This window comes from Phyllobacterium lublinensis, assembly GCF_020164435.1.
Classification (GTDB): Bacteria; Pseudomonadota; Alphaproteobacteria; order Rhizobiales; family Rhizobiaceae; genus Phyllobacterium; species Phyllobacterium lublinensis.
The window spans coordinates 73,227-90,946 of the sequence record NZ_JAIUDQ010000012.1 but is presented as its reverse complement, the minus strand read 5'-3'; the positions used below and the strand labels follow the sequence as shown (position 1 = coordinate 90,946).

Genomic DNA, 17,720 nt, shown 5'->3' with positions numbered 1-17,720 from the left:
TATCAGGCCAGTTGCAAACAGAAGTCGAGGCGTGATGAATAAGGTCGTGGTTCCGGAAACGCTGCAGTCGCTCGACCAGCGCTCGCGCGATATTTTCCGGCGCATTGTCGAAAGCTATCTCGGCGATGGCGAGCCGGTGGGATCGCGCAACCTGTCGCGAATCCTTCCTGTGTCGCTCTCACCCGCGACCATCCGCAATGTGATGAGCGATCTTGAACATCTCGGGCTGGTCTATGCACCGCATATATCTGCCGGGCGCCTGCCGACACAATTGGGACTGCGCTTCTTCGTCGATGCCTTCATGGAGGTCGGAGACCTGTCTTCGGCGGAGCGCAACACGATCGAGGCGCAGGTCCGGGCCGCTGGCGAAACCCAGTCGCCGGAAAGCGTGTTGACGCAGGCGAGCCAGATTCTATCTGGCATGTCGCGCGGGGCCGGCCTTGTCCTGGCCGCCAAGGCGGAGGGCGCGCTCAAGCACATCGAGTTCGTCCGGCTGGAGCCGACCAAGGCATTGGCCGTGCTTGTTACAAACAGCGGCGACATCGAGAACAGGGTGATCGACCTTCCCGTTGGCGTTACGCCATCGCAACTGATCGAGGCTTCCAATTTCCTCAACGCACATATCCAGGGACGGACCATCACCGAGGCACGGCAGGAGATCGCAAGGCTCAAGGACGAAACCCAGCAGGCACTCGATGCCCTGTCGCAGCATCTTGTCGAGCAGGGACTGGCCATATGGGGCGGGGCCGGCGGAGGCCAGCCAGCGCGCTTGATCGTACGCGGTCGCGGCAACCTGCTCGAGCAGGTGAATGCCGAAGCCGATCTTGAGCGCCTGCGCCATCTGTTCGACGATCTGGAGACCAAGGAGGGTACGCTGCAACTGCTGGACCTGGCCGAGGCGGGGCCTGGCGTGCGCATTTTCATCGGTTCCGAAAACAAGCTGTTTTCCCTTTCCGGTTCCTCTCTGGTCATTGCTCCCTATCGCGATTCAGAGCAGCGGGTAATCGGGGCGCTGGGTGTCATCGGACCGACACGTCTGAACTACGCGCGCATCGTACCAATGGTGGATTATACCGCCCAGCTTGTGTCGCGCCTGCTGCGATAGTCATTTGGACTTGATTTTTATGGCCTAAACCTCGATATCCAGCGCAACTTACGAATAGTGAACGGACAGGATACATGGCTGAAGACAAGAAAAATCACGACACACCCGATCTCGACCAGCGCGACCTGAAGAATCCGCGCGATCGCGATGCGCTGAAGCGTGCGGCCGATGATTTTCTGAAAACGCGCAAGGCCGAGGAATATGCTCGCGCCCAGGAAGACGAAGTCGAGACCAACGCCCAGAATTGGGCTGAACTCGACCGGTTGCGCGCCGAAAATGGCGACCTGAAGGATCAATTGCTCAGGCTCGCCGCCGATATGGAAAACCTGCGCAAGCGCACGGCCCGCGACGTCCACGATGCGCGTTCCTATTCGGTTGCCAATTTTGCCCGCGACATGCTTTCGGTTTCCGACAATCTGAAGCGCGCGCTGGAAGCCATTCCTGCCGACGCGCTTACAAATGGTGATGCCGGGCTGAAAAGCCTCGTCGATGGCGTCGAGATGACCGAACGGGCCATGATGGTGGCGATGGAACGCCACGGCGTCAAGAAGATCGAACCGGAGGGCCAGAGGTTCGATCCGAACTTCCATCAGGCGATGTTCGAGATTCCGAATGCCGACGTGCCGCATAATACTGTACTGCAGGTCGCTCAGGCAGGCTTCGTCATTGGCGACCGCATGTTGCGCCCGGCGCTTGTCGGCGTTTCCAAGGGTGGTCCCAAGCAGGCTGCAGGCGAAGGCCAGCCAGAACCCGGCCCGATCAATCCGCAGGCTGAGAAAGACGCCTGATCCCAACGAATTGCCTTTCGCAAGAGCCGCATTTCAACCCTGGAATGCGGCTCTTTTCATTTTCCGATCATGCTCTATCGTGGTGGGAATAACGGCCAGGGGGAACTGCCGATGACGACGATCCAGCTGTTCAACTATGCCGGAATATTTCTCTTCGCCGCGACCGGGGCCCTGGCAGCGTCGAGGCGACAGCTCGACATCATGGCCTTCATCTTCCTCGCGGCGGTCACCGGCATCGGCGGCGGGACATTGCGCGATCTTATTCTCGGCGTGCCCGTCTTCTGGGTCGGAGACCCGACAAGCCTGCTTGTCTGCGCCGTGGCGGCGATCCTCGTCTACTTTACCGCAAACCTTCTGGAATCCCGCTTTCGCGTGCTGTTATGGCTCGATGCGGTAGGTCTTGCCGCGTATAGCGTCATGGGTGCAGCGAAGAGCATCGCACTTGGATTCGATTCGACGATTGCAGTGGTCACCGGCATCATGACGGCGACGTTCGGCGGCATTCTGCGCGACATCATATCGGGAGAACCCTCCGTTGTGATGCGCCGAGAAATCTATGTAACCGCCGCGCTCGCGGGTTCCCTGGTCTACATCGCCCTGCACAAGCTCGCTGTCGGGATCGAAATCGCTGCGGTGGCCGCCGCGCTGACAGCCTTCACAGTTCGTGGCGGCGCGCTCTATTTCGGCTGGTATCTTCCTACGTACCACAAGCCCGGCCGCAGCGCGGACGAGCTCGAGCGTGAAGGGGTGATCAGAGCAGCCCCGCCTGCTCCGCCGCGGCCTTCAGATTGAGCTGCGGACGCGGGCCGATCTGCTGGATGACCAGACCTGCCGCCAGGGAGCCAAGGCGAGCGCAATCTGTCAGGGTGCGGCCCGTGGTATAGCCAACCAGAAATCCGGCAGCATAAAGGTCGCCGGCGCCGGTCGTGTCTACGAGTTCAGCGATCTCGATTGCAGGAACCGTGACGGTCTCGTCACCGGAAACGACAACCGAACCCTTTTCAGAGCGTGTGATCGCGGCAAGTTTGCAATCCCTGCGGATGAGGTTGAGACCTTTTTCGAAATCGTCAGTCTGGTACAGCGATTTCAGCTCGGCTTCATTGGCAAAGACGATATCGACCGTGCCGGAGCGCATCAGATCAAGGAACTCCTCGCGATATCGGTCAACACAGAACGGATCTGACAACGTCATCGATACTTCGCGCTTGTGCTCGTGGGCGATTTTCGCCGACAGGCGGATTGCTTCCTTGGCCCGGGGCGGATCCCAGAGATAGCCTTCGAAGTAGGTCACCTTGGCTTCGGAAACCTTGGAGCTCTCGACATCTTCGGGACCAAGCTCGACACAGGCTCCAAGATAGGTGTTCATCGAGCGTTCGCCATCCGGAGTGACGAAGATCATAGAGCGCGCGGTGGGCGGCGGAGCACTCAATACGCGTGTGTCGAAGGCAACACCCTGCGAACGAATATCGTGGGTGAAGACGTGACCGAGCTGATCATCGGCAACCTTGCCGAAATATGCGGCCCGCCCGCCCATGCTGGCGATGCCCGCGGCGGTGTTGCCGGCACTTCCCCCTGAAGCCTCGATCGCCGGGCCCATGCGCTCGTAAAGGAATTCAGCACGATCGGCATCGATCAGGTTCATTGCGTTCTTGACGATGCCGTTCTTGACGATGAAATCGTCGTCGGTGCGGGCGATGATATCGACAATGGCGTTGCCGATGCAAAGCACGTCATAGCTGGACATGAAATCTCCGGAATTGAACTGGTCGGTACCTGTTGGCGGTTATCATTTTGCCTTTGCTCTAAAACAATGGGGGGCAAATGACCACCCCTTCTTTCGCGTTTCGCCTTGTGCGCCGACGGGCCGGCTCCTATGTCGATTGTCGGTACCTTTGGAAGCGAGTGAGAAATGATCCTTGAAAGTGCCCGGGCAGCGGCCAATCATCTTTTCCGTCCGGAGTTCCGCGCCGTCCTTTGGAAATCACTTGGACTGACCCTGCTTTTGCTTGTCGTCATATGGTTCGGGCTGCGCGAGGTGTTCGAACTTCTGGCCTGGCCGTTTTTCGACCAGATGATCCCCGACCTGCCCGCCTGGACCGGCTGGATCGGCTTCATCGCAGGTGTTCTTGCCAGTCTTGGGCTTGCGCTCGGCCTTGCACTGTTGATCGCACCGGTCACCGCCGTCGTTGCCGGTCTGTTTCTCGACGACGTGGCCGATCTGGTGGAGCAAGAGGACTATCCCCATGATCCGAAGGGAAAGGCTCTTCCAGCGGTTCGTTCGCTCATCCTGTCAGTCAAATTCATGGGTGTTGTCATCGCCGGCAACATCGTCGCACTGCTGATGCTGCTGATCCCTGGCGTCAACATCGTCGCCTTCTTCGTCGTCAATGGCTATCTGCTCGGTCGCGAGTTCTTCGAGTTCGCCGCCATGCGGTTCCGCCCGGAATCGGAGGCAAAGGCACTGCGTTCCCGGCATGCATTGACAGTGTTCATCGCGGGCCTGGTGATTGCCGCCTTCATGGCCGTCCCCATCCTCAACCTGCTCACACCGCTCTTTGCCGCCGCCATGATGGTGCACCTGCACAAGGCCGTGGCGAGGGCGGAAGATAGATTAGAACAGTCTCCTCGAAGCGTTCCGTGATCGTAAACGCATCGCTCCGCACGTCGTAAAGCACCTCCCCCTCCGTCATCCTCGGGCTTGACCCGAGGACCCAAGGGTTGAAAGGCAACAGCTCTCTTCGAGCGACACATCCCCATTGCAATGGATCCTCGGGTCAAGCCCGAGGATGACGGACCGGGAAAAGCTCTCCTCGACAGGGTCCTACGTTCCTTAGAAAACCTGGACCGGGAGAGGAACCAGCGGCGCCGGGATTTCCGATGTCTTTTCTGCCGCCTTGCAGATGTCGGCAATGACACAGGCGGGGCATTCGGGCTTGCGAGCCTTGCAGACGTAGCGGCCGTGCAGGATCAGCCAATGGTGCGCGTGGTAGAGAAACTCTGACGGGATGACCTTCATCAACCTTGCTTCCACCTCGTCCGGCGTCTTCCCGGGGGCGAGGCCAAGCCGGTTGCCGATCCGGAAGATGTGCGTATCGACCGCCATGGTCGATTGTCCGAATGCCATGGAGAGCACGACATTGGCCGTCTTGCGGCCAACGCCCGGCAGCTTGATCAATTCATCGCGATCGTCCGGAACGACGCTGCCATACCGGTCAATCAGCGCCTCGGACAGGGCAATGACATTCTTGGCCTTGTTGCGCCACAGCCCGATGGTACGGATATAGTCGCCAACCTTTGCCTCCCCGAGGGCAAGCATCTTTTCCGGTGTGTCCGCCACGTCGAACAGTGCCCGTGTTGCCTTGTTCACACCGGCATCGGTAGCCTGCGCCGACAGCACCACTGCGACCAGCAGTGTAAAGGGATTGACGTGTTCGAGTTCACCCTTCGGCTCGGGGCGCTGCACCCGGAACCGGCGGAATATTTCGTGAATTTCCGCTGCCGTATAACGTGTACCGGGAACGTTGCGAACCCGGGCCGGCCTGGCGATGCTCATATCGAGCGTATCAACTTTGCGCTTGGGATTTTCCATTTGCCTTCTATACTTAATCGCCATGAGCCAGACAATGAATCCGAATGACCCGGCGGCCATGAACGAGGAAGAAATCTTCCGCGCGCTTTTGGTGCCGCACCGCTCGCTTGGCAAGTCAGGCTTCCTGATTTTGATGGGCACGCTCGGTGTGAGCAGTTTTTTCACCGGCCTGTTCTTCCTGTCACTCGGCGCATGGCCGGTTTTCGGCTTCTTCGGTCTCGACGTGGTGATCGTGTATTTGGCTTTCCGGATGAATTACGCTTCCGGCAAAGTTCACGAGGAAGTAAGCGTTTCGCGCATTGCACTCCAGATCCGCCAGGTCACACCATCCGGGCGCTCCAAGCTCCATGAGTTCAATCCATTCTGGACGCGCTTCAGCGTCGCCCGGCATGCGGAAATCGGTATCACTTCAATGAAGGTCGAGGGACAAGGCAAGGTTGTGACAATCGGCTCATTCCTCAATCCCGATGACCGCGAGAGCTTTGCCTCGGCATTCCAGTTGGCGCTGGCAACTGCCAAGGGCCGCTAGTTCAATTTCCTTTCGCGCAAGAATCGGGTGGCAGAGCGTGCGCGAGAATGGTCATATAGCCTCAACAGAGAGGTAAAACTCATGCAACCACAGGCCATACTTCAAAAAGACATCACCCCTACTGGCGACGATTATGCGATCGTCAGCCATATCATCGAACGCATCAGCAAGGACTATCGCGACCAGCCATCGCTGGAGACCCTAGCCAGCGATACCGGCCTGTCGCCGACGGCATTGCAGAAGCTGTTCACGCGATGGGCGGGCCTTTCGCCAAAGGGTTTCCTGCAGGCGGTGACCATCGACCATGCGCGCCGTCTCCTCGACGAAGGCATGCCGCTCTTGGAAACGTCCTACGAGACCGGGCTGTCCGGCCCAAGCCGCCTGCATGATCTGTTCGTCACCCACGAGGGCATGTCACCAGGCGATTATAAATCGCGCGGGGCCGGCCTTACCATTCGATACGGCTACCTCATCTCGCCGTTTGGCCTCGCACTCGTCATGGTGACAGACCGCGGGCTAGCGGGCCTGGCATTTGCTGATGCGGGCAAGGAGCGCGATGCACTGGCCGACATGACGTCGCGCTGGCCCAACGCCACCTATGTCGAAGACCTTGCGGCTACCGCGCCCTACGCCGCGCGGATCTTCAACCCCGCGGAATGGCGCGCGGACAGGCCACTTAAGGTTGTGACCATTGGTACCGATTTCCAATTGCGCGTATGGGAGGCATTGCTCAAGATCCCGATGGGCAAATGTGTGGCCTATTCCGACATCGCCGCCGACATAGGCTCACCCAATGCTTCGCGGGCCGTAGGCGCTGCGGTCGGTGCAAATCCGGTCTCATTTGTCGTGCCCTGCCATCGCGCAGTCGGCAAGTCAGGTGCGTTGACCGGCTATCACTGGGGCCTCACCCGCAAACGCGCGATCCTTGGATGGGAAGCTGGTCAACTGAGTGCCGAAGCCGCAATGGACCGGGCCGGCTGAAACCCGATACTGTCATCCTCCGAAAGACAAAGCCCGGCATTTCGCCGGGCTTTTGCTATGGTTCAGCGCAGTGTGGAAACCACGTCAGCGGAAATGCGCAACTCGCGCAAAGGGCGGACGACGGTTGTCGTTTCGCTGTAGATCGGATGAGCCTTGTAGGCGGCAAGAGCCTCGGCGTCCTTGAATTCACCGTAGACAACCACATCTATCTCACCGGAGATTGGATCCGTCTTGGTGTTCGTCATGACCTCGAAGACGTCAGAATGGGGAATTTCCCCAAGGCGTCTCAGGCCGTTGGCAATCGCTTCGACGTCTTCCGGTTTGCGGGCACTGAAGAATACAATATGACGGATCACTGTCTGAGTTCCTGCTGCATTGACTGCGCGGGACTTTTCATATTCCGGCACCTGCCGTCAATAGATGCGCTGTCGCATCCACGCGGCAATGAATGCTGAACCCTGGCCTTGGCAATTGCCGACAAGGTGTCTAAACGTTCTGGTGCTCGATGAGCAACACCAATGAAATTGAGGCGTAAATGACCGATCACGGTCAAAAAAATCGACCAGATCCCGACAAATTACTCGAGCTTGCCACGCGTGAAACCCGCGGAAAACTGACGGTTTTTCTTGGCGCGGCGCCGGGTGTCGGCAAGACTTATGCCATGCTCACGCGCGCCCGTCGGCTCAAGGATGACGGCGAGGATATTGTCATTGGCCTGGCCGAGACCCATGGCAGATCCGAGACCGCGGAATTACTGGAAGGTCTCGAGATAATACCCCGCAAACAGGTCAATTACCGTGGCCGGCACCTTGAGGAATTCGACCTTGATGCGGCAATCGCCCGCAAGCCGAACATTCTCGTTGTCGACGAGCTCGCCCATACGAATGCCTCGGGAAGCCGTCATCCAAAACGGTATCAGGATATAGAAGAACTGCTTTGGCAGGGCATCGATGTGTGGACGGCGATGAACGTCCAGCATCTGGAAAGCCTGCACGATCTGGTCAGGAAGATTACAGGCGTGGCGGTGCGCGAGATCGTGCCGGATACCGTCCTCAAGCGCGCGGATGAAGTCCTCCTGGTCGACCTTCCGCCGGCAGAACTGATCGAACGGCTGAAGGAAGGCAAGGTTTATCTGCCGGGCAATGCCGAGCGGGCGGCCAAAGGTTTCTTCAAACCTGAAAACCTGACAGCGCTTCGCGAACTGGCACTGCGGCGTACAGCCGACCGCGTCGACGATCAGATGATCGACCTGTTGCGGCAGAATGCGATTGAGGGCCCATGGGCGACCGGCGAACGCCTTCTGGTCTGCGTCGGCCCCGACAGCCTGTCCGACAAGGTCGTGCGGACCGCGAGCCGGCTGGCGTCAGGGCTGAACGCACGCTGGCTTGTCGTTTCCCTGACCCAGGCCAACGATGCGGGAACCGAGACCACCCGACGCATCGATGAGCTCCTGGACCTTGCCGAACGCCTCGGTGCCGAGACCCGACGTGTCATCGCACAGGATTTCGTTGAGGAGATCTTCCGCATTGCCAGGCGCGAGAACGTCACACAGATTGTTGTCGGACGTCCGAGATCACGACGATTTGTCAATCCGTTCCGGCGCTCCCTGCCTGACGAGATCATCAAACGCTTTACCGACATCGGCGTCCATATCGTCACCGGCGAAGAACAGGGCGCGCCCTATCAGCCGCCGTCTTTGCGCAGGCGCAACCGGGTCGAGCTTGCAACAGCCATCGCAGTGCCCATAGCTGCGACGGGCCTGGCGACCTTGCTTGGTCTTGCCGCCAGCACGATCGTCCATCCGCAAAACCTCTCCATGCTGTTCCTGGTGGCCGTTATTCTATCGGCCATGGTTAGCGGCCGGCTTTCCGCGGTGATTGCGGCCGGACTTTCGTTCGTCCTCTACAATTTCTTTTTTCTCGAGCCGCTGCATGACCTGAGCATAGCCAAGCCGCACCAGCTGTTCTCCCTTGTCATCTTCCTCGCTGTTGCGCTGATGATCGGCGACCTGGCCGGACGGCTGCGCGATCAGGTGGCCCGTTCGCGAGGTCATGCGAAGAATACGCAGGCACTTTACGAGTTTTCGCGCAAACTGTCGGGGACGGCGCGGCTTGACGATGTCTTGTTTTCGACTGCCACCCACTTGCATTCGACCTTTGGCACCGGCGTTGCCATCCTGTTGCCGAGCGATGGCGACCTCGCGATACAGGCGGTCTGGCCGCCGGATCTGGCACTTGACGGAACGGAGATGACTGCCGTCCGCTGGGCCTTTGAAAAGAACGAACGGGCAGGCCATGACACGGCGACCTTGCCGCTGATCGACTGGCAGTTTCTCCCCATCCCGACCTCGCACGGCGTGGCGGGCGTACTGGGCCTTTCGATGCAGGGCCATGATACGTTCACGGAGCATGAGGACCGGATGCTGATGGCCATTCTCGACCAGACTGCCATCGCCGTCGACCGTGCGCAGCTGGTGCGGGAAAACGCCAAGACAACAGCTCTGCAAGAAAGTGAAAAGTTGCACACTGCGCTGTTTTCGTCGCTTTCGCACGATCTGAAGACGCCGCTCGCGTCCATCACCGGCGCCGTAACCACGCTGCGCCAGCTCGGCGATCGTATCAAACCTGATGGGCGCGAAGATCTTCTGCAGACGATCGAGGAAGAGGCCGGGCGCCTCTCGCGCTTCGTCGCCAACCTCTTTGACATGACCCGGATCGAGGCGGGTACGCTCAAGGGCAGGAACATGGCGGTCGACGCGGCCGACGCCATTACCTCATCCATCGAGCGCATAAAGAAGCTGAAGCCTGAGATCGCCGTTGACATCAGTATCGCTCCGGATCTCCCTGCAGTGAACGGCGATCCTGCGCTGCTTGGTCAGGTATTGTTCAATCTGCTCGACAATGCCGCCAAATATGCAGGTGACGGGCCTATCGCCGTCTATGCCAGGCAGGAAGATTCGGAGGTGGCCATCAGTGTGACCGACCAGGGCAAGGGCATTCCACCCAAGGATCTCGAGAAGATCTTCAACAAGTTCTACCGGCGCGCCAAAGGCGATGGCCGGGCAGCGGGAACGGGCCTCGGCCTCTCGATAGCCCGAGGCTTCGTGGAAACCATGGGCGGCACCATCAAGGCGGAAAGCCCCGCCATTCGCAAGCGCGGGACGCGGTTCATTGTCCGGCTTCCCGTCGCAATCCCCGACAACGAGGCAACAGCAGCATGAACCAGCATCGGATTCTCGTTGTGGACGACGAGCCGCAGATACAGCGCTTTCTCAAGCCGGCCCTGACCGCCTCCGACTATGAAGTCCTGCTCGCCTCGACCGCGGCCGAAGCAGAAAAGCTCATTGCCACAAGCGCACCGGATCTCGTCATCCTCGACCTGGGGCTTCCCGACAAGGATGGCAAGCAGGTGATCGAAACCGTCCGTGCATTCTCCGACGTGCCCATAATCGTGCTGTCGGCGCGCGATCGCGAAACGGAAAAGATCGCTTCACTGGATCTTGGCGCCAATGACTATGTCGAGAAGCCGTTCGGTATCGGCGAATTGTTGGCGCGCGTTCGCACGGCGCTGCGCCAGAAGGCTGCGGGCACCAGCGTGCCTTCACGCTTCGAGGCAAACGGGCTCGTCGTGGACATGGCGAAACGTATCGTGACCCGCAATGGCAACGAGCTGCATCTGACCCGCAAGGAATATCAGTTGCTGGTGCACCTCGTGCTGCATGCGGGCATGGTCGTGACCCACCGCCAGCTTCTTGCCTCGGTCTGGGGCGGTGCGCATGTGGAAGACCTGCAATATCTGCGTGTCTTCGTTGGTCAGCTGCGTGCGAAAATCGAGGATGATGCGAACAATCCTCAATTCATCCGCACGGAGCCCGGTGTGGGCTACCGTTTCATCGCGGAATAGCGGCGACGAGGTCGCCGCCATCTCCGCCAGCCTCACCCCATCGTGGAATTGAACGCACCGCCGTCGAGCAGCAGGTTCTGGCCGACGATGAAACCCGAATACTGGCTGCAAAGGAATGCCGCCGCGGCACCGAATTCCTCCGCCGTCCCATAGCGGCCCGTGGGGTTTCCCGCATAGGCCTCCGCGCGGGCGAGCTGGATGGAAATGCCCTTTTCCTTGGCTGTCCGTTCAATGAAGCCCTTGGTGCGGTCCGTATCGTGCGAGCCCGGCAGCAGGCTATTGATGATGACGCCGTATTTTGCGACCTGACGCGCGGTCCCCGCGACAAAACCGGTAAGGCCGCTGCGAGCTGCATTGGAAAGTCCGAGCTGGGCAATCGGCGATTTGACAGAGCCCGACGTGATGTTGACGACGCGTCCCCAGCCGCGCTCGATCATGCCCGGCAGAATGGCGTTCATCAGGAGGATCGGCGTCAGCATGTTGTTGTTGATTGCCTTCAACCATTCTTCCTCGCCCCAATCGGACCAGACGCCGGCAGGCGGTCCCCCGGCATTGTTGATCAGTATATCGGCCCGCGGTTCGGCCTTGAGCAGCGCCTGGCGTCCGGCCTCGGTTGTCACATCTTCGGCGACAATCTGCACCTTCACCCCGTACTTGCCCGCAATTTCATTCGCCGTGGCACGCAAGGTCTCTTCGGTACGCGCATTCAACGTCAGGTCGACACCGGCTTCGGCCAGCTTCTCCGCAACGCCCCGACCGAGCCCTTTCGAACTTGCACAAACGATCGCTCGTTTTCCTCTGATGCCCAGATCCATGATGTCCTCGCCGGTTGATTTGTCTGAGCTTCCCTTATCGACAATTCAGTCCCACTTTGACAAGCTCGACCGGCAAACCAGATCAGGAAACTTCAGAAAATGACGACATTCGGCGCGACAGTCCTGTGGACCCGACCAGATGATACGATGTTTACGGACAACAGATACAGCAGGGCTCATGTCTGGCAGTTCGATGGCGGCGCGGTGGTGCCTGCCTCATCCTCGCCGCACATCGTGCGCGTGCCGCTTTCCGTGCCCGAGAATGTCGATCCCGAGGAGGCGTATGTCGCCTCGCTTTCGAGCTGTCACATGCTGTTTTTTCTCGCGGACGCCGCAAAGGCAGGGTTCGTGATCGATGAATACAGGGACGCCGCCGAGGGGGAACTTGGCAAGAACGCCGAGGGAAAGCTTTATGTCAGTCGCGTCACACTGCGACCGCACGTGACCTATGCGGGCACGGCACCGGACCGGGCAACGGAAACGCACATGCACCACAATGCGCATGCGCAGTGCTTCATCGCCAATTCAGTGCTCACCCATATTGAGGTTGAACCAGTCTGACATCCTGGGAATAGGAGGAAACACCATGCCTGAACTGAAGCTCAGCGATGCGATCAACACCACATGCCCCTGGTCCGGCGATCCGATCCGGGAAGATAGCCTTACCCTGTACAAGGGCGCTGTCGTCGGCTTCTGCAACACCGGCTGCCGGGACAAATTCGAAAAGGCGACCAATCACTTCGAAGCGGCCCTTGCCCGCCTGGCACAATCGGGCCTTTAGCCATACGTCAAGCGAAGCGAACCCTTGTTTAACGTTGATTGACATTTCGTATGGAGTGCAATACTTAAGTATATGCTTAACCAATCAACACCTCTCGATCTCATGTTCCAGGCCCTCGCCGATCCATCACGACGCATCATGGTGGAAAGGCTGAGCCGCGGACCTGCTTCGGTCAGTGAACTTGCCAGGCCGCTGACGATGTCGTTGCCGGCGGTGGTGCAGCACCTCCAGGTGCTGGAGGCGAGCGGCCTTGTCCGTTCCGAGAAGGTCGGACGCGTCCGCACCTGCCATATCGATTGGGCAGCGCTCAAAACGGCCGAAGACTGGATGCTGGAGCGGCGCAAGAATTGGGAACTTCGCCTCGACAGGCTGGGCGATTTCCTTGCCGAACAGGAAAAGGGATAAATCCATGACCAAGCGATCCGTGAAGCACGACACGTTCGTCATCGAACGCAGCTATTCGGCCGCGCCTGCCCGTGTCTTCTTTGCCTTGAGCAACAAGGAAGCGAAATCCAGATGGTTCGTCGGTCCTGATGAATGGGCGCAGGAGAGATATGAGATGGATTTCCGCGTTGGTGGCCGAGAGATCAACAGCGGCGGGCCGGAAGGCGGACCCGTCCACACGTTTGAAGCGCTCTACCACGATATCGTACCTGATCAGCGGATTGTCTACAGCTACGACATGCACCTCGATGACAAGCGCATTTCTGTCTCCTTGGCCACGTTTGAACTGATGCCCGAGGGCACTGGCACGAGGCTCGTCCTTACCGAACAGGGTGCCTATCTCGACGATTTCGACGATCCATCCATGCGCAGAAGGGGGACAGAGGATCTGCTTGACGCGTTGGGCGCTTCCCTGACAACGGATGCCGACGCCGACGCCTAAGGAGCGCAGCAGGTTCAGACGCCTTCGCCTGAGCCCGTGACCACCGTCTCCACCGGTTCCTTGAGACGGCCCTGACGTTTCAGCTGCTGTTCACGGAAGAGAATGAAAAGGCCCGAGGCGATGATGAAGCCTGCGCCCACCAGCATCGTCACCCGCGGCACATCGCCGAAGACCAGCCAGCCGAAAAGGATCGCCCACAACAGCAATGTATATTGCAGCGGCGCCACGGTTGCGGCATCAGCCAGTTTCAGCGCCCTGTTGACGAGCACGTGGGCAAGCATGGCGACGACGCCAAGCAAACCCAGCAAGAGCAGGTCGCGCAGGCTGACCGGCGTCCATTCGAACCAGAGGCTGGCGAGGCCGGCAAGCCCTGCACCGACGATCTGCCAGAAGACAAGTGTCGTGTCCGGCGTGCCGCGCAGGGTGCGCCCAAGCAGCAGCATGGCCGCGAATGTCATGCTGCCGAGAATGGATATGAGCGCTTGCGGCGTCAGCGCCTGCGATGACGGCTCAAGTGCAATGACCACGCCAATGAAGCCGACAATGATGGCGCTCCAGCGCCGCCAGCCAACGGGTTCCTTCAGAACGAAAGGCGAGATCGCGGCTACATAGATCGGCACTGCCAGCCAATAGGTCATGACATCGGCAAGCGGCAGGTAGGAAACCGCAAAGTAGAATGCGAAGACTTCCGCAGTGGACATGAAGACCCGGGCAGCTTGCATTGCAGGACGCTCGACCCGGACCAGCTTGCTTGCGCCGCCATACCAGATGAACGGCGCGAGGACGATGAGGGCAGCAATACTGCGGATGAGAACGACCTGCCCGACGGAATAGGTCGAAACCAGCCATTTGCCCATGACATCGTTCAACGAGAACATCAGCATTCCCAACAACATCAGCACCACACCGCGACGGGCAGCGGAAGGTATGGTTGCGCTGAAGATGGATGCCGGAGCGATGGACATGTGGGCGCGTCTCCCGAGACGGATTTTTCCGACTGCTTTGTGCTATTTTCAGCCGTCAATCCAGCCCAAAACCATCACGTGCGGCCACAAGCGGCGTTTTGCTGCAGTTCGAGGAAATCGCGGAACCGATGCGGGGACTCAGACAAGTCCGCCATTTGCACGCAGGATCTGGCCATTGACCCAGCCGCCATCGGGGCCGGCGAGGAACGATACCGCCTTGGCTATGTCTTCAGGCTGTCCGAGCCTTTCGAGAGGCGCCGCCTTGCTGAACTGCTGGATCAGTTCGTCGCTCTTGCCGTTGAGAAAAAGGTCGGTGGCTATCGGTCCCGGCGCAACGGCGTTGACGGTGATGTTGCGGCCGCGCAATTCCTTGGAGAAGACGCGTGTGAAGGTCTCGACCGCCGCCTTGGTCCCGGCATAGACGGCATAGCCTGGCAGGTTCGTGCCAACGACCGAGGTGGAGAAGTTGATGATCCGCCCGCCATTGTTCAGTCGTGTTGCCGCCTCGCGCAATGTGTTGAACGTTCCCTGCACATTGATCGAAAATGTCTGCTCGAAGACCTCGTCGCTTGTGTCCGCCAAGGGCATGACCTTCATGATGCCGGCATTGTTGACAAGGACATCGACCGTCCCAAGCTTCTGTTCCGTGATATCGAATATCCGGCGTACATCTTCAGCCTTGGATACATCTGCCTTGACGGCGATGGCTTGATGGCCCGCCTTTACCAGGTTTTCGACGGAAGCGTCGGCCTCCGCCGAACTGCTGGCATAGTTGATCACAACAGCAAAACCGTCGGATGCGAGACGCTGTGCGACGGCCGCACCGATGCCGCGGGCAGCTCCCGTGACGATGGCAATCTTCTTTTGAACCTGTGTCATTGCTCTGAGCTCCATGTTCGTGTTGACGATGAGCACACAATGCTCCAAATGACTTCCGGGATAATCAGTCCGTTTTTGGCATCACTATTCGATATTCGATAACAATCACGGGTGTCCTTATGGATCGCTTTCAGGAAATGCAGATCTTCGCACGAATCGTCGAGCGGCGCAGCTTTACGAAGGCAGCCGAAGACCTTCTCATTCCGCGTGCCACGGTCACCAATGCAATGCAGCGCATGGAGGACCGGCTCGGTGCCCGCCTGCTTGACCGGACCACCCGGCAGGTGAACCCGACGCTTGATGGCGAGGCCTACTACATTCGATGCCTGCGATTGCTTGCCGACATGGAAGAGGCGGAAGGTTCGTTTCGCGATGCCGCGCCCAAAGGCCTGCTGCGTGCCAATCTGCAAGGCACGCTGGCACGGCATTTTGTCATTCCGGCCCTTCCGGACTTTCTTGCACGCTACCCGCACATCGAGCTTAGCATCGGCGACAGCGACCGCCTCGTCGACCTGGTGCGTGAAGGCATCGACTGTGTGCTGCGTGCCGGCGACCTGCAGGACTCCTCCATGGTCGGCCGCCGCATTGCCCGGATGGAACAGGTTACCTGCGCCAGCCCGGGCTATCTCGCCCGCTACGGTGAACCGACGCACTGGAACGAGCTTGATGGGCACAAGGCCGTTTCTTACGTTTCAAGCGTGACCGGCAAACCATACCCGCTCGAGTTCGAGACCGCCGAGGGGCTGAAGACGATAAGCTTGGCGGGATCCATTACCGTGAAGGGTGCGGACATCTACACCGCGTCCGCGATCGCCGGCTTCGGGTTTGTTCAGGTGCCGCGCTACCGCATCGCTGCCGAACTCGCCGAGGGGAAGCTGCGTACGGTTCTTGACGATTATCCGCCGCCGCCGATGAGCGTGTCCGTACTCTATCCGCAGAATCGCCAACTTTCGTCGCGCGTGCGCGCTTTTGCAGATTGGCTTGCAGAGATTTTCGCGCAGGCACCGGGCCGGTCGCCCGGCTAACTCAGAACCTGCTCCAGCTGTACTGCGCAAGCGCGAAGCGGTTCGGCGCTCTGGCTCGCCTTTGCCATTGCCATCGCGCCAGAATAGCTCGCCACGATCAGCGTTGCCAGATCATGCGCCCGCGACAGGTCCATCTCCGGCCTGTCGGCATGCAATCTGAGGGACAATGCCGACCGCCATCGATCAAAGACCCCGTTGACCGCCTCGCGGAAATCCGGATCGGCCAGCGAGAGCTCCAGCGCCAGATTGTTAAGCGGGCAACCCGATACAGCGCGCTTGCGCTCAAGTGTGTCGGCAACCCCATTGAACACCTTGCGGATGCCGACCGCCGCCGAAGACGCTGTAGCAACGGGCTGCACGGCCGTCTCATCGACCTCAGGCGCCACACGTTCGGCAATAACAGCTAGCCCGAGCGCCTTCTTGGTTGCAAAATGATGATGCAACGCGCCACCTGTCGTCGCGGCCTCCCGCACGACATCCTGTATGCTGGTGGCATTGTAACCTTGGCGCTGAAAGAGATCGGCTGCCACGTCGAGGATCTGCGCCCGCATCGCCTGCGGATTATTGGTACGTCTGGGTCTCTGCTTGCTGTCCTGGATCATCATTTCACTTGGATCATCGTGTTACCGCTTGCCCACAGAATAGCGCATTGACAAAACAGGACAACCGGTCTTTTTATAAAACAGGATGACCTGTTTGTTTTGGAGACACGCCGATGGTGGATAAGGTTTCACGGCATAGCCAGCGTTGGGGTTTCAGCCCAATTACCGAGTTGAGGCGCTATACCCTTCACCCGGGACGAAGAAACGAATTGATCGACCTGTTCGACACGCATTTTCTGGAAAGCCAGGAGAACTGCGGCATGGCGGTTATCGGTCAATTTCGTGATCTCGACGATCCGGATGCCTTCGTCTGGTTGCGGGGTTTTTCTGACATGCAGGCACGGCACCGGGCCCTTGCAGCATTTTACGATGGCCCGGTCTGGCGCGAGCATCGCAATGCGGCAAATGCCACGATGATCGATTCCGATGACGTCCTGCTGCTGCATCCGGCAAGCGAAGCGGATGGTTTCGTGCCTCCCGCCGCACGGCCCGCAAAGGGTACCGGCGTTCCGGCACCCGCGATATTCCAAGCCGTAACGTACAAGCTCAAAGCCCCGGCCGAAGCCGGATTTCTTGCCTTCTACGAGGATATGCTCGATCCGCTGCTTCGCGCTGTTGGGGACAAGCGCATCGCGCTCTTTGTTTCGGAGCACAGCGACAACAGCTTCACGCGCCTGCCGGTCCGCAGTGGCGAAAATGTCGCCATCGTCTTCTCGCGCTTCGCCGATGCCGCGGCTCATGGTGCATTTTCCAAGGCCCTCGGCAGCAACCCGGCATGGCTGGCCACTCAGGAAAAGCTTTCGGCCTACACGGTGGATCCGCCCAGCATCGCGCGGCTCTCACCTACGACAAGATCGCTGTTGAGATAGCGC

21 protein-coding genes are annotated in these 17,720 nt (G+C 59.4%); 14 read left to right on the top strand and 7 right to left on the bottom strand.

From position 1 onward, the window contains the following. Positions 1-34 precede the first annotated feature (34 nt). The 3 genes from hrcA (at position 35) to K9U38_RS15370 (ending at position 2,685) form a co-directional block, all read left to right on the top strand. Positions 35-1,105, top strand: coding sequence for a heat-inducible transcriptional repressor HrcA (gene hrcA, locus K9U38_RS15380; RefSeq protein WP_224495222.1), 1,071 nt, complete (start codon positions 35-37; stop codon positions 1,103-1,105). A 74-nt stretch (positions 1,106-1,179) separates the two neighbouring features. Further along, on the top strand, positions 1,180-1,893 hold the full coding sequence (grpE, locus tag K9U38_RS15375; protein ID WP_224495221.1) for a nucleotide exchange factor GrpE: 714 nt from the start codon (positions 1,180-1,182) through the stop codon (positions 1,891-1,893). A 111-nt stretch (positions 1,894-2,004) separates the two neighbouring features. After that, positions 2,005-2,685, top strand: a complete 681-nt coding sequence (locus tag K9U38_RS15370) for a trimeric intracellular cation channel family protein (RefSeq protein WP_224495220.1) — start codon at positions 2,005-2,007, stop codon at positions 2,683-2,685. Here the strand turns inward: K9U38_RS15370 and K9U38_RS15365 are convergent. After that, complete coding sequence (locus tag K9U38_RS15365) at positions 2,645-3,637, bottom strand: adenosine kinase (RefSeq protein ID WP_224495219.1); 993 nt, start codon at positions 3,635-3,637, stop codon at positions 2,645-2,647. The two genes, K9U38_RS15370 and K9U38_RS15365, sit on opposite strands and share 41 nt — an antisense overlap. A gap of 165 nt (positions 3,638-3,802) precedes the next feature. Here K9U38_RS15365 and K9U38_RS15360 point away from each other — a divergent pair, with 165 nt between their 5' ends. Continuing rightward, on the top strand, positions 3,803-4,534 hold the full coding sequence (locus K9U38_RS15360; protein ID WP_224495218.1) for a sulfate transporter family protein: 732 nt from the start codon (positions 3,803-3,805) through the stop codon (positions 4,532-4,534). 189 nt (positions 4,535-4,723) lie between these two features. Here the strand turns inward: K9U38_RS15360 and nth are convergent, their stop codons facing one another. After that, on the bottom strand, positions 4,724-5,446 hold the full coding sequence (gene nth, locus K9U38_RS15355) for an endonuclease III (RefSeq protein WP_370631959.1): 723 nt from the start codon (positions 5,444-5,446) through the stop codon (positions 4,724-4,726). A 70-nt stretch (positions 5,447-5,516) separates the two neighbouring features. Here nth and K9U38_RS15350 point away from each other — a divergent pair, with 70 nt between their 5' ends. Together K9U38_RS15350 and K9U38_RS15345 are read left to right on the top strand one after the other, a co-directional pair. Next, positions 5,517-6,011 carry a DUF2244 domain-containing protein gene (locus tag K9U38_RS15350; protein WP_224495216.1) on the top strand — a complete coding sequence of 165 codons (495 nt, stop codon included), beginning with the start codon at positions 5,517-5,519 and terminating at the stop codon, positions 6,009-6,011. Positions 6,012-6,092: 81 nt separating this feature from the next. Then, a complete protein-coding gene (locus K9U38_RS15345; RefSeq protein WP_224495215.1) occupies positions 6,093-6,992 on the top strand; it encodes a methylated-DNA--[protein]-cysteine S-methyltransferase in 900 nt (299 codons plus the stop codon). Positions 6,993-7,054: 62 nt separating this feature from the next. Here the strand turns inward: K9U38_RS15345 and K9U38_RS15340 are convergent, their stop codons facing one another. Continuing rightward, positions 7,055-7,348 (bottom strand): Dabb family protein, encoded by a 294-nt coding sequence (locus tag K9U38_RS15340; protein WP_224495214.1) that lies wholly within the window; start codon positions 7,346-7,348, stop codon positions 7,055-7,057. 179 nt (positions 7,349-7,527) lie between these two features. On the opposite strand from K9U38_RS15340, the gene K9U38_RS15335 reads away from it, so the two are divergent. Together K9U38_RS15335 and K9U38_RS15330 are read left to right on the top strand one after the other, a co-directional pair. Beyond that, on the top strand, positions 7,528-10,212 hold the full coding sequence (locus K9U38_RS15335) for an ATP-binding protein (protein WP_224495213.1): 2,685 nt from the start codon (positions 7,528-7,530) through the stop codon (positions 10,210-10,212). Then, positions 10,209-10,895: a response regulator gene (locus K9U38_RS15330; protein ID WP_224495212.1), complete on the top strand. Its 687-nt coding sequence runs from the start codon at positions 10,209-10,211 to the stop codon at positions 10,893-10,895. Before K9U38_RS15335 ends, K9U38_RS15330 begins: the two co-directional genes overlap by 4 nt. A 32-nt stretch (positions 10,896-10,927) precedes the next feature. Here K9U38_RS15330 and K9U38_RS15325 read toward each other — a convergent pair whose 3' ends face one another. Then, positions 10,928-11,710, bottom strand: coding sequence for an SDR family oxidoreductase (locus K9U38_RS15325; protein WP_224495211.1), 783 nt, complete (start codon positions 11,708-11,710; stop codon positions 10,928-10,930). A gap of 99 nt (positions 11,711-11,809) precedes the next feature. Between K9U38_RS15325 and K9U38_RS15320 the strand changes: the two genes are divergently transcribed. From K9U38_RS15320 to K9U38_RS15305, 4 genes are all read left to right on the top strand, one after another. Further along, a complete protein-coding gene (locus tag K9U38_RS15320; protein ID WP_224495210.1) occupies positions 11,810-12,271 on the top strand; it encodes an OsmC family protein in 462 nt (153 codons plus the stop codon). A 25-nt stretch (positions 12,272-12,296) separates the two neighbouring features. Beyond that, the gene (locus K9U38_RS15315; protein WP_224495209.1) at positions 12,297-12,491 is read left to right on the top strand and encodes an eL24 family ribosomal protein; all 195 of its coding nucleotides are present in this window, start codon (positions 12,297-12,299) and stop codon (positions 12,489-12,491) included. Between the two features lie 72 nt (positions 12,492-12,563). Beyond that, complete coding sequence (locus K9U38_RS15310) at positions 12,564-12,896, top strand: ArsR/SmtB family transcription factor (protein WP_224495208.1); 333 nt, start codon at positions 12,564-12,566, stop codon at positions 12,894-12,896. Between the two features lie 4 nt (positions 12,897-12,900). After that, positions 12,901-13,377, top strand: a complete 477-nt coding sequence (locus K9U38_RS15305; protein ID WP_224495207.1) for an SRPBCC family protein — start codon at positions 12,901-12,903, stop codon at positions 13,375-13,377. A 14-nt stretch (positions 13,378-13,391) separates the two neighbouring features. On the opposite strand, the gene K9U38_RS15300 is transcribed toward K9U38_RS15305, so the two are convergent. Continuing rightward, positions 13,392-14,342: a DMT family transporter gene (locus K9U38_RS15300; protein ID WP_224495206.1), complete on the bottom strand. Its 951-nt coding sequence runs from the start codon at positions 14,340-14,342 to the stop codon at positions 13,392-13,394. 138 nt (positions 14,343-14,480) lie between these two features. After that, positions 14,481-15,221 (bottom strand): SDR family oxidoreductase, encoded by a 741-nt coding sequence (locus tag K9U38_RS15295; protein WP_224495205.1) that lies wholly within the window; start codon positions 15,219-15,221, stop codon positions 14,481-14,483. Between the two features lie 119 nt (positions 15,222-15,340). Here K9U38_RS15295 and K9U38_RS15290 point away from each other — a divergent pair, with 119 nt between their 5' ends. After that, the gene (locus tag K9U38_RS15290) at positions 15,341-16,246 is read left to right on the top strand and encodes a LysR family transcriptional regulator (RefSeq protein WP_224495204.1); all 906 of its coding nucleotides are present in this window, start codon (positions 15,341-15,343) and stop codon (positions 16,244-16,246) included. Here K9U38_RS15290 and K9U38_RS15285 read toward each other — a convergent pair. Further along, positions 16,243-16,851 carry a TetR/AcrR family transcriptional regulator gene (locus tag K9U38_RS15285; protein WP_224495203.1) on the bottom strand — a complete coding sequence of 203 codons (609 nt, stop codon included), beginning with the start codon at positions 16,849-16,851 and terminating at the stop codon, positions 16,243-16,245. The two genes, K9U38_RS15290 and K9U38_RS15285, sit on opposite strands and share 4 nt — an antisense overlap. A gap of 206 nt (positions 16,852-17,057) precedes the next feature. On the opposite strand from K9U38_RS15285, the gene K9U38_RS15280 reads away from it, so the two are divergent. Then, positions 17,058-17,717 carry an NIPSNAP family protein gene (locus K9U38_RS15280; protein ID WP_370631953.1) on the top strand — a complete coding sequence of 220 codons (660 nt, stop codon included), beginning with the start codon at positions 17,058-17,060 and terminating at the stop codon, positions 17,715-17,717. The last annotated feature ends 3 nt before the right edge of the window (positions 17,718-17,720 follow it).

What these genes read in the sequence shown, in the direction of transcription:
- K9U38_RS15360 (WP_224495218.1), top strand. Translation starts at nt 3,803, where the DNA reads ATGATCCTTGAAAGTGCCCGGGCAGCGGCCAATCATCTTTTCCGTCCG.
- K9U38_RS15350 (WP_224495216.1), top strand. Translation starts at nt 5,517, where the DNA reads ATGAATCCGAATGACCCGGCGGCCATGAACGAGGAAGAAATCTTCCGC.
- K9U38_RS15315 (WP_224495209.1), top strand. Translation starts at nt 12,297, where the DNA reads ATGCCTGAACTGAAGCTCAGCGATGCGATCAACACCACATGCCCCTGG.
- K9U38_RS15305 (WP_224495207.1), top strand. Translation starts at nt 12,901, where the DNA reads ATGACCAAGCGATCCGTGAAGCACGACACGTTCGTCATCGAACGCAGC.
- K9U38_RS15365 (WP_224495219.1), bottom strand. Translation starts at nt 3,637, where the DNA reads ATGTCCAGCTATGACGTGCTTTGCATCGGCAACGCCATTGTCGATATC.
- K9U38_RS15335 (WP_224495213.1), top strand. Translation starts at nt 7,528, where the DNA reads ATGACCGATCACGGTCAAAAAAATCGACCAGATCCCGACAAATTACTC.
- K9U38_RS15295 (WP_224495205.1), bottom strand. Translation starts at nt 15,221, where the DNA reads ATGACACAGGTTCAAAAGAAGATTGCCATCGTCACGGGAGCTGCCCGC.
- K9U38_RS15300 (WP_224495206.1), bottom strand. Translation starts at nt 14,342, where the DNA reads ATGTCCATCGCTCCGGCATCCATCTTCAGCGCAACCATACCTTCCGCT.
- K9U38_RS15330 (WP_224495212.1), top strand. Translation starts at nt 10,209, where the DNA reads ATGAACCAGCATCGGATTCTCGTTGTGGACGACGAGCCGCAGATACAG.
- K9U38_RS15325 (WP_224495211.1), bottom strand. Translation starts at nt 11,710, where the DNA reads ATGGATCTGGGCATCAGAGGAAAACGAGCGATCGTTTGTGCAAGTTCG.
- nth (WP_370631959.1), bottom strand. Translation starts at nt 5,446, where the DNA reads ATGAGCATCGCCAGGCCGGCCCGGGTTCGCAACGTTCCCGGTACACGT.
- K9U38_RS15285 (WP_224495203.1), bottom strand. Translation starts at nt 16,851, where the DNA reads ATGATGATCCAGGACAGCAAGCAGAGACCCAGACGTACCAATAATCCG.
- K9U38_RS15290 (WP_224495204.1), top strand. Translation starts at nt 15,341, where the DNA reads ATGGATCGCTTTCAGGAAATGCAGATCTTCGCACGAATCGTCGAGCGG.
- K9U38_RS15370 (WP_224495220.1), top strand. Translation starts at nt 2,005, where the DNA reads ATGACGACGATCCAGCTGTTCAACTATGCCGGAATATTTCTCTTCGCC.
- K9U38_RS15345 (WP_224495215.1), top strand. Translation starts at nt 6,093, where the DNA reads ATGCAACCACAGGCCATACTTCAAAAAGACATCACCCCTACTGGCGAC.
- K9U38_RS15310 (WP_224495208.1), top strand. Translation starts at nt 12,564, where the DNA reads ATGCTTAACCAATCAACACCTCTCGATCTCATGTTCCAGGCCCTCGCC.
- K9U38_RS15320 (WP_224495210.1), top strand. Translation starts at nt 11,810, where the DNA reads ATGACGACATTCGGCGCGACAGTCCTGTGGACCCGACCAGATGATACG.
- grpE (WP_224495221.1), top strand. Translation starts at nt 1,180, where the DNA reads ATGGCTGAAGACAAGAAAAATCACGACACACCCGATCTCGACCAGCGC.
- hrcA (WP_224495222.1), top strand. Translation starts at nt 35, where the DNA reads ATGAATAAGGTCGTGGTTCCGGAAACGCTGCAGTCGCTCGACCAGCGC.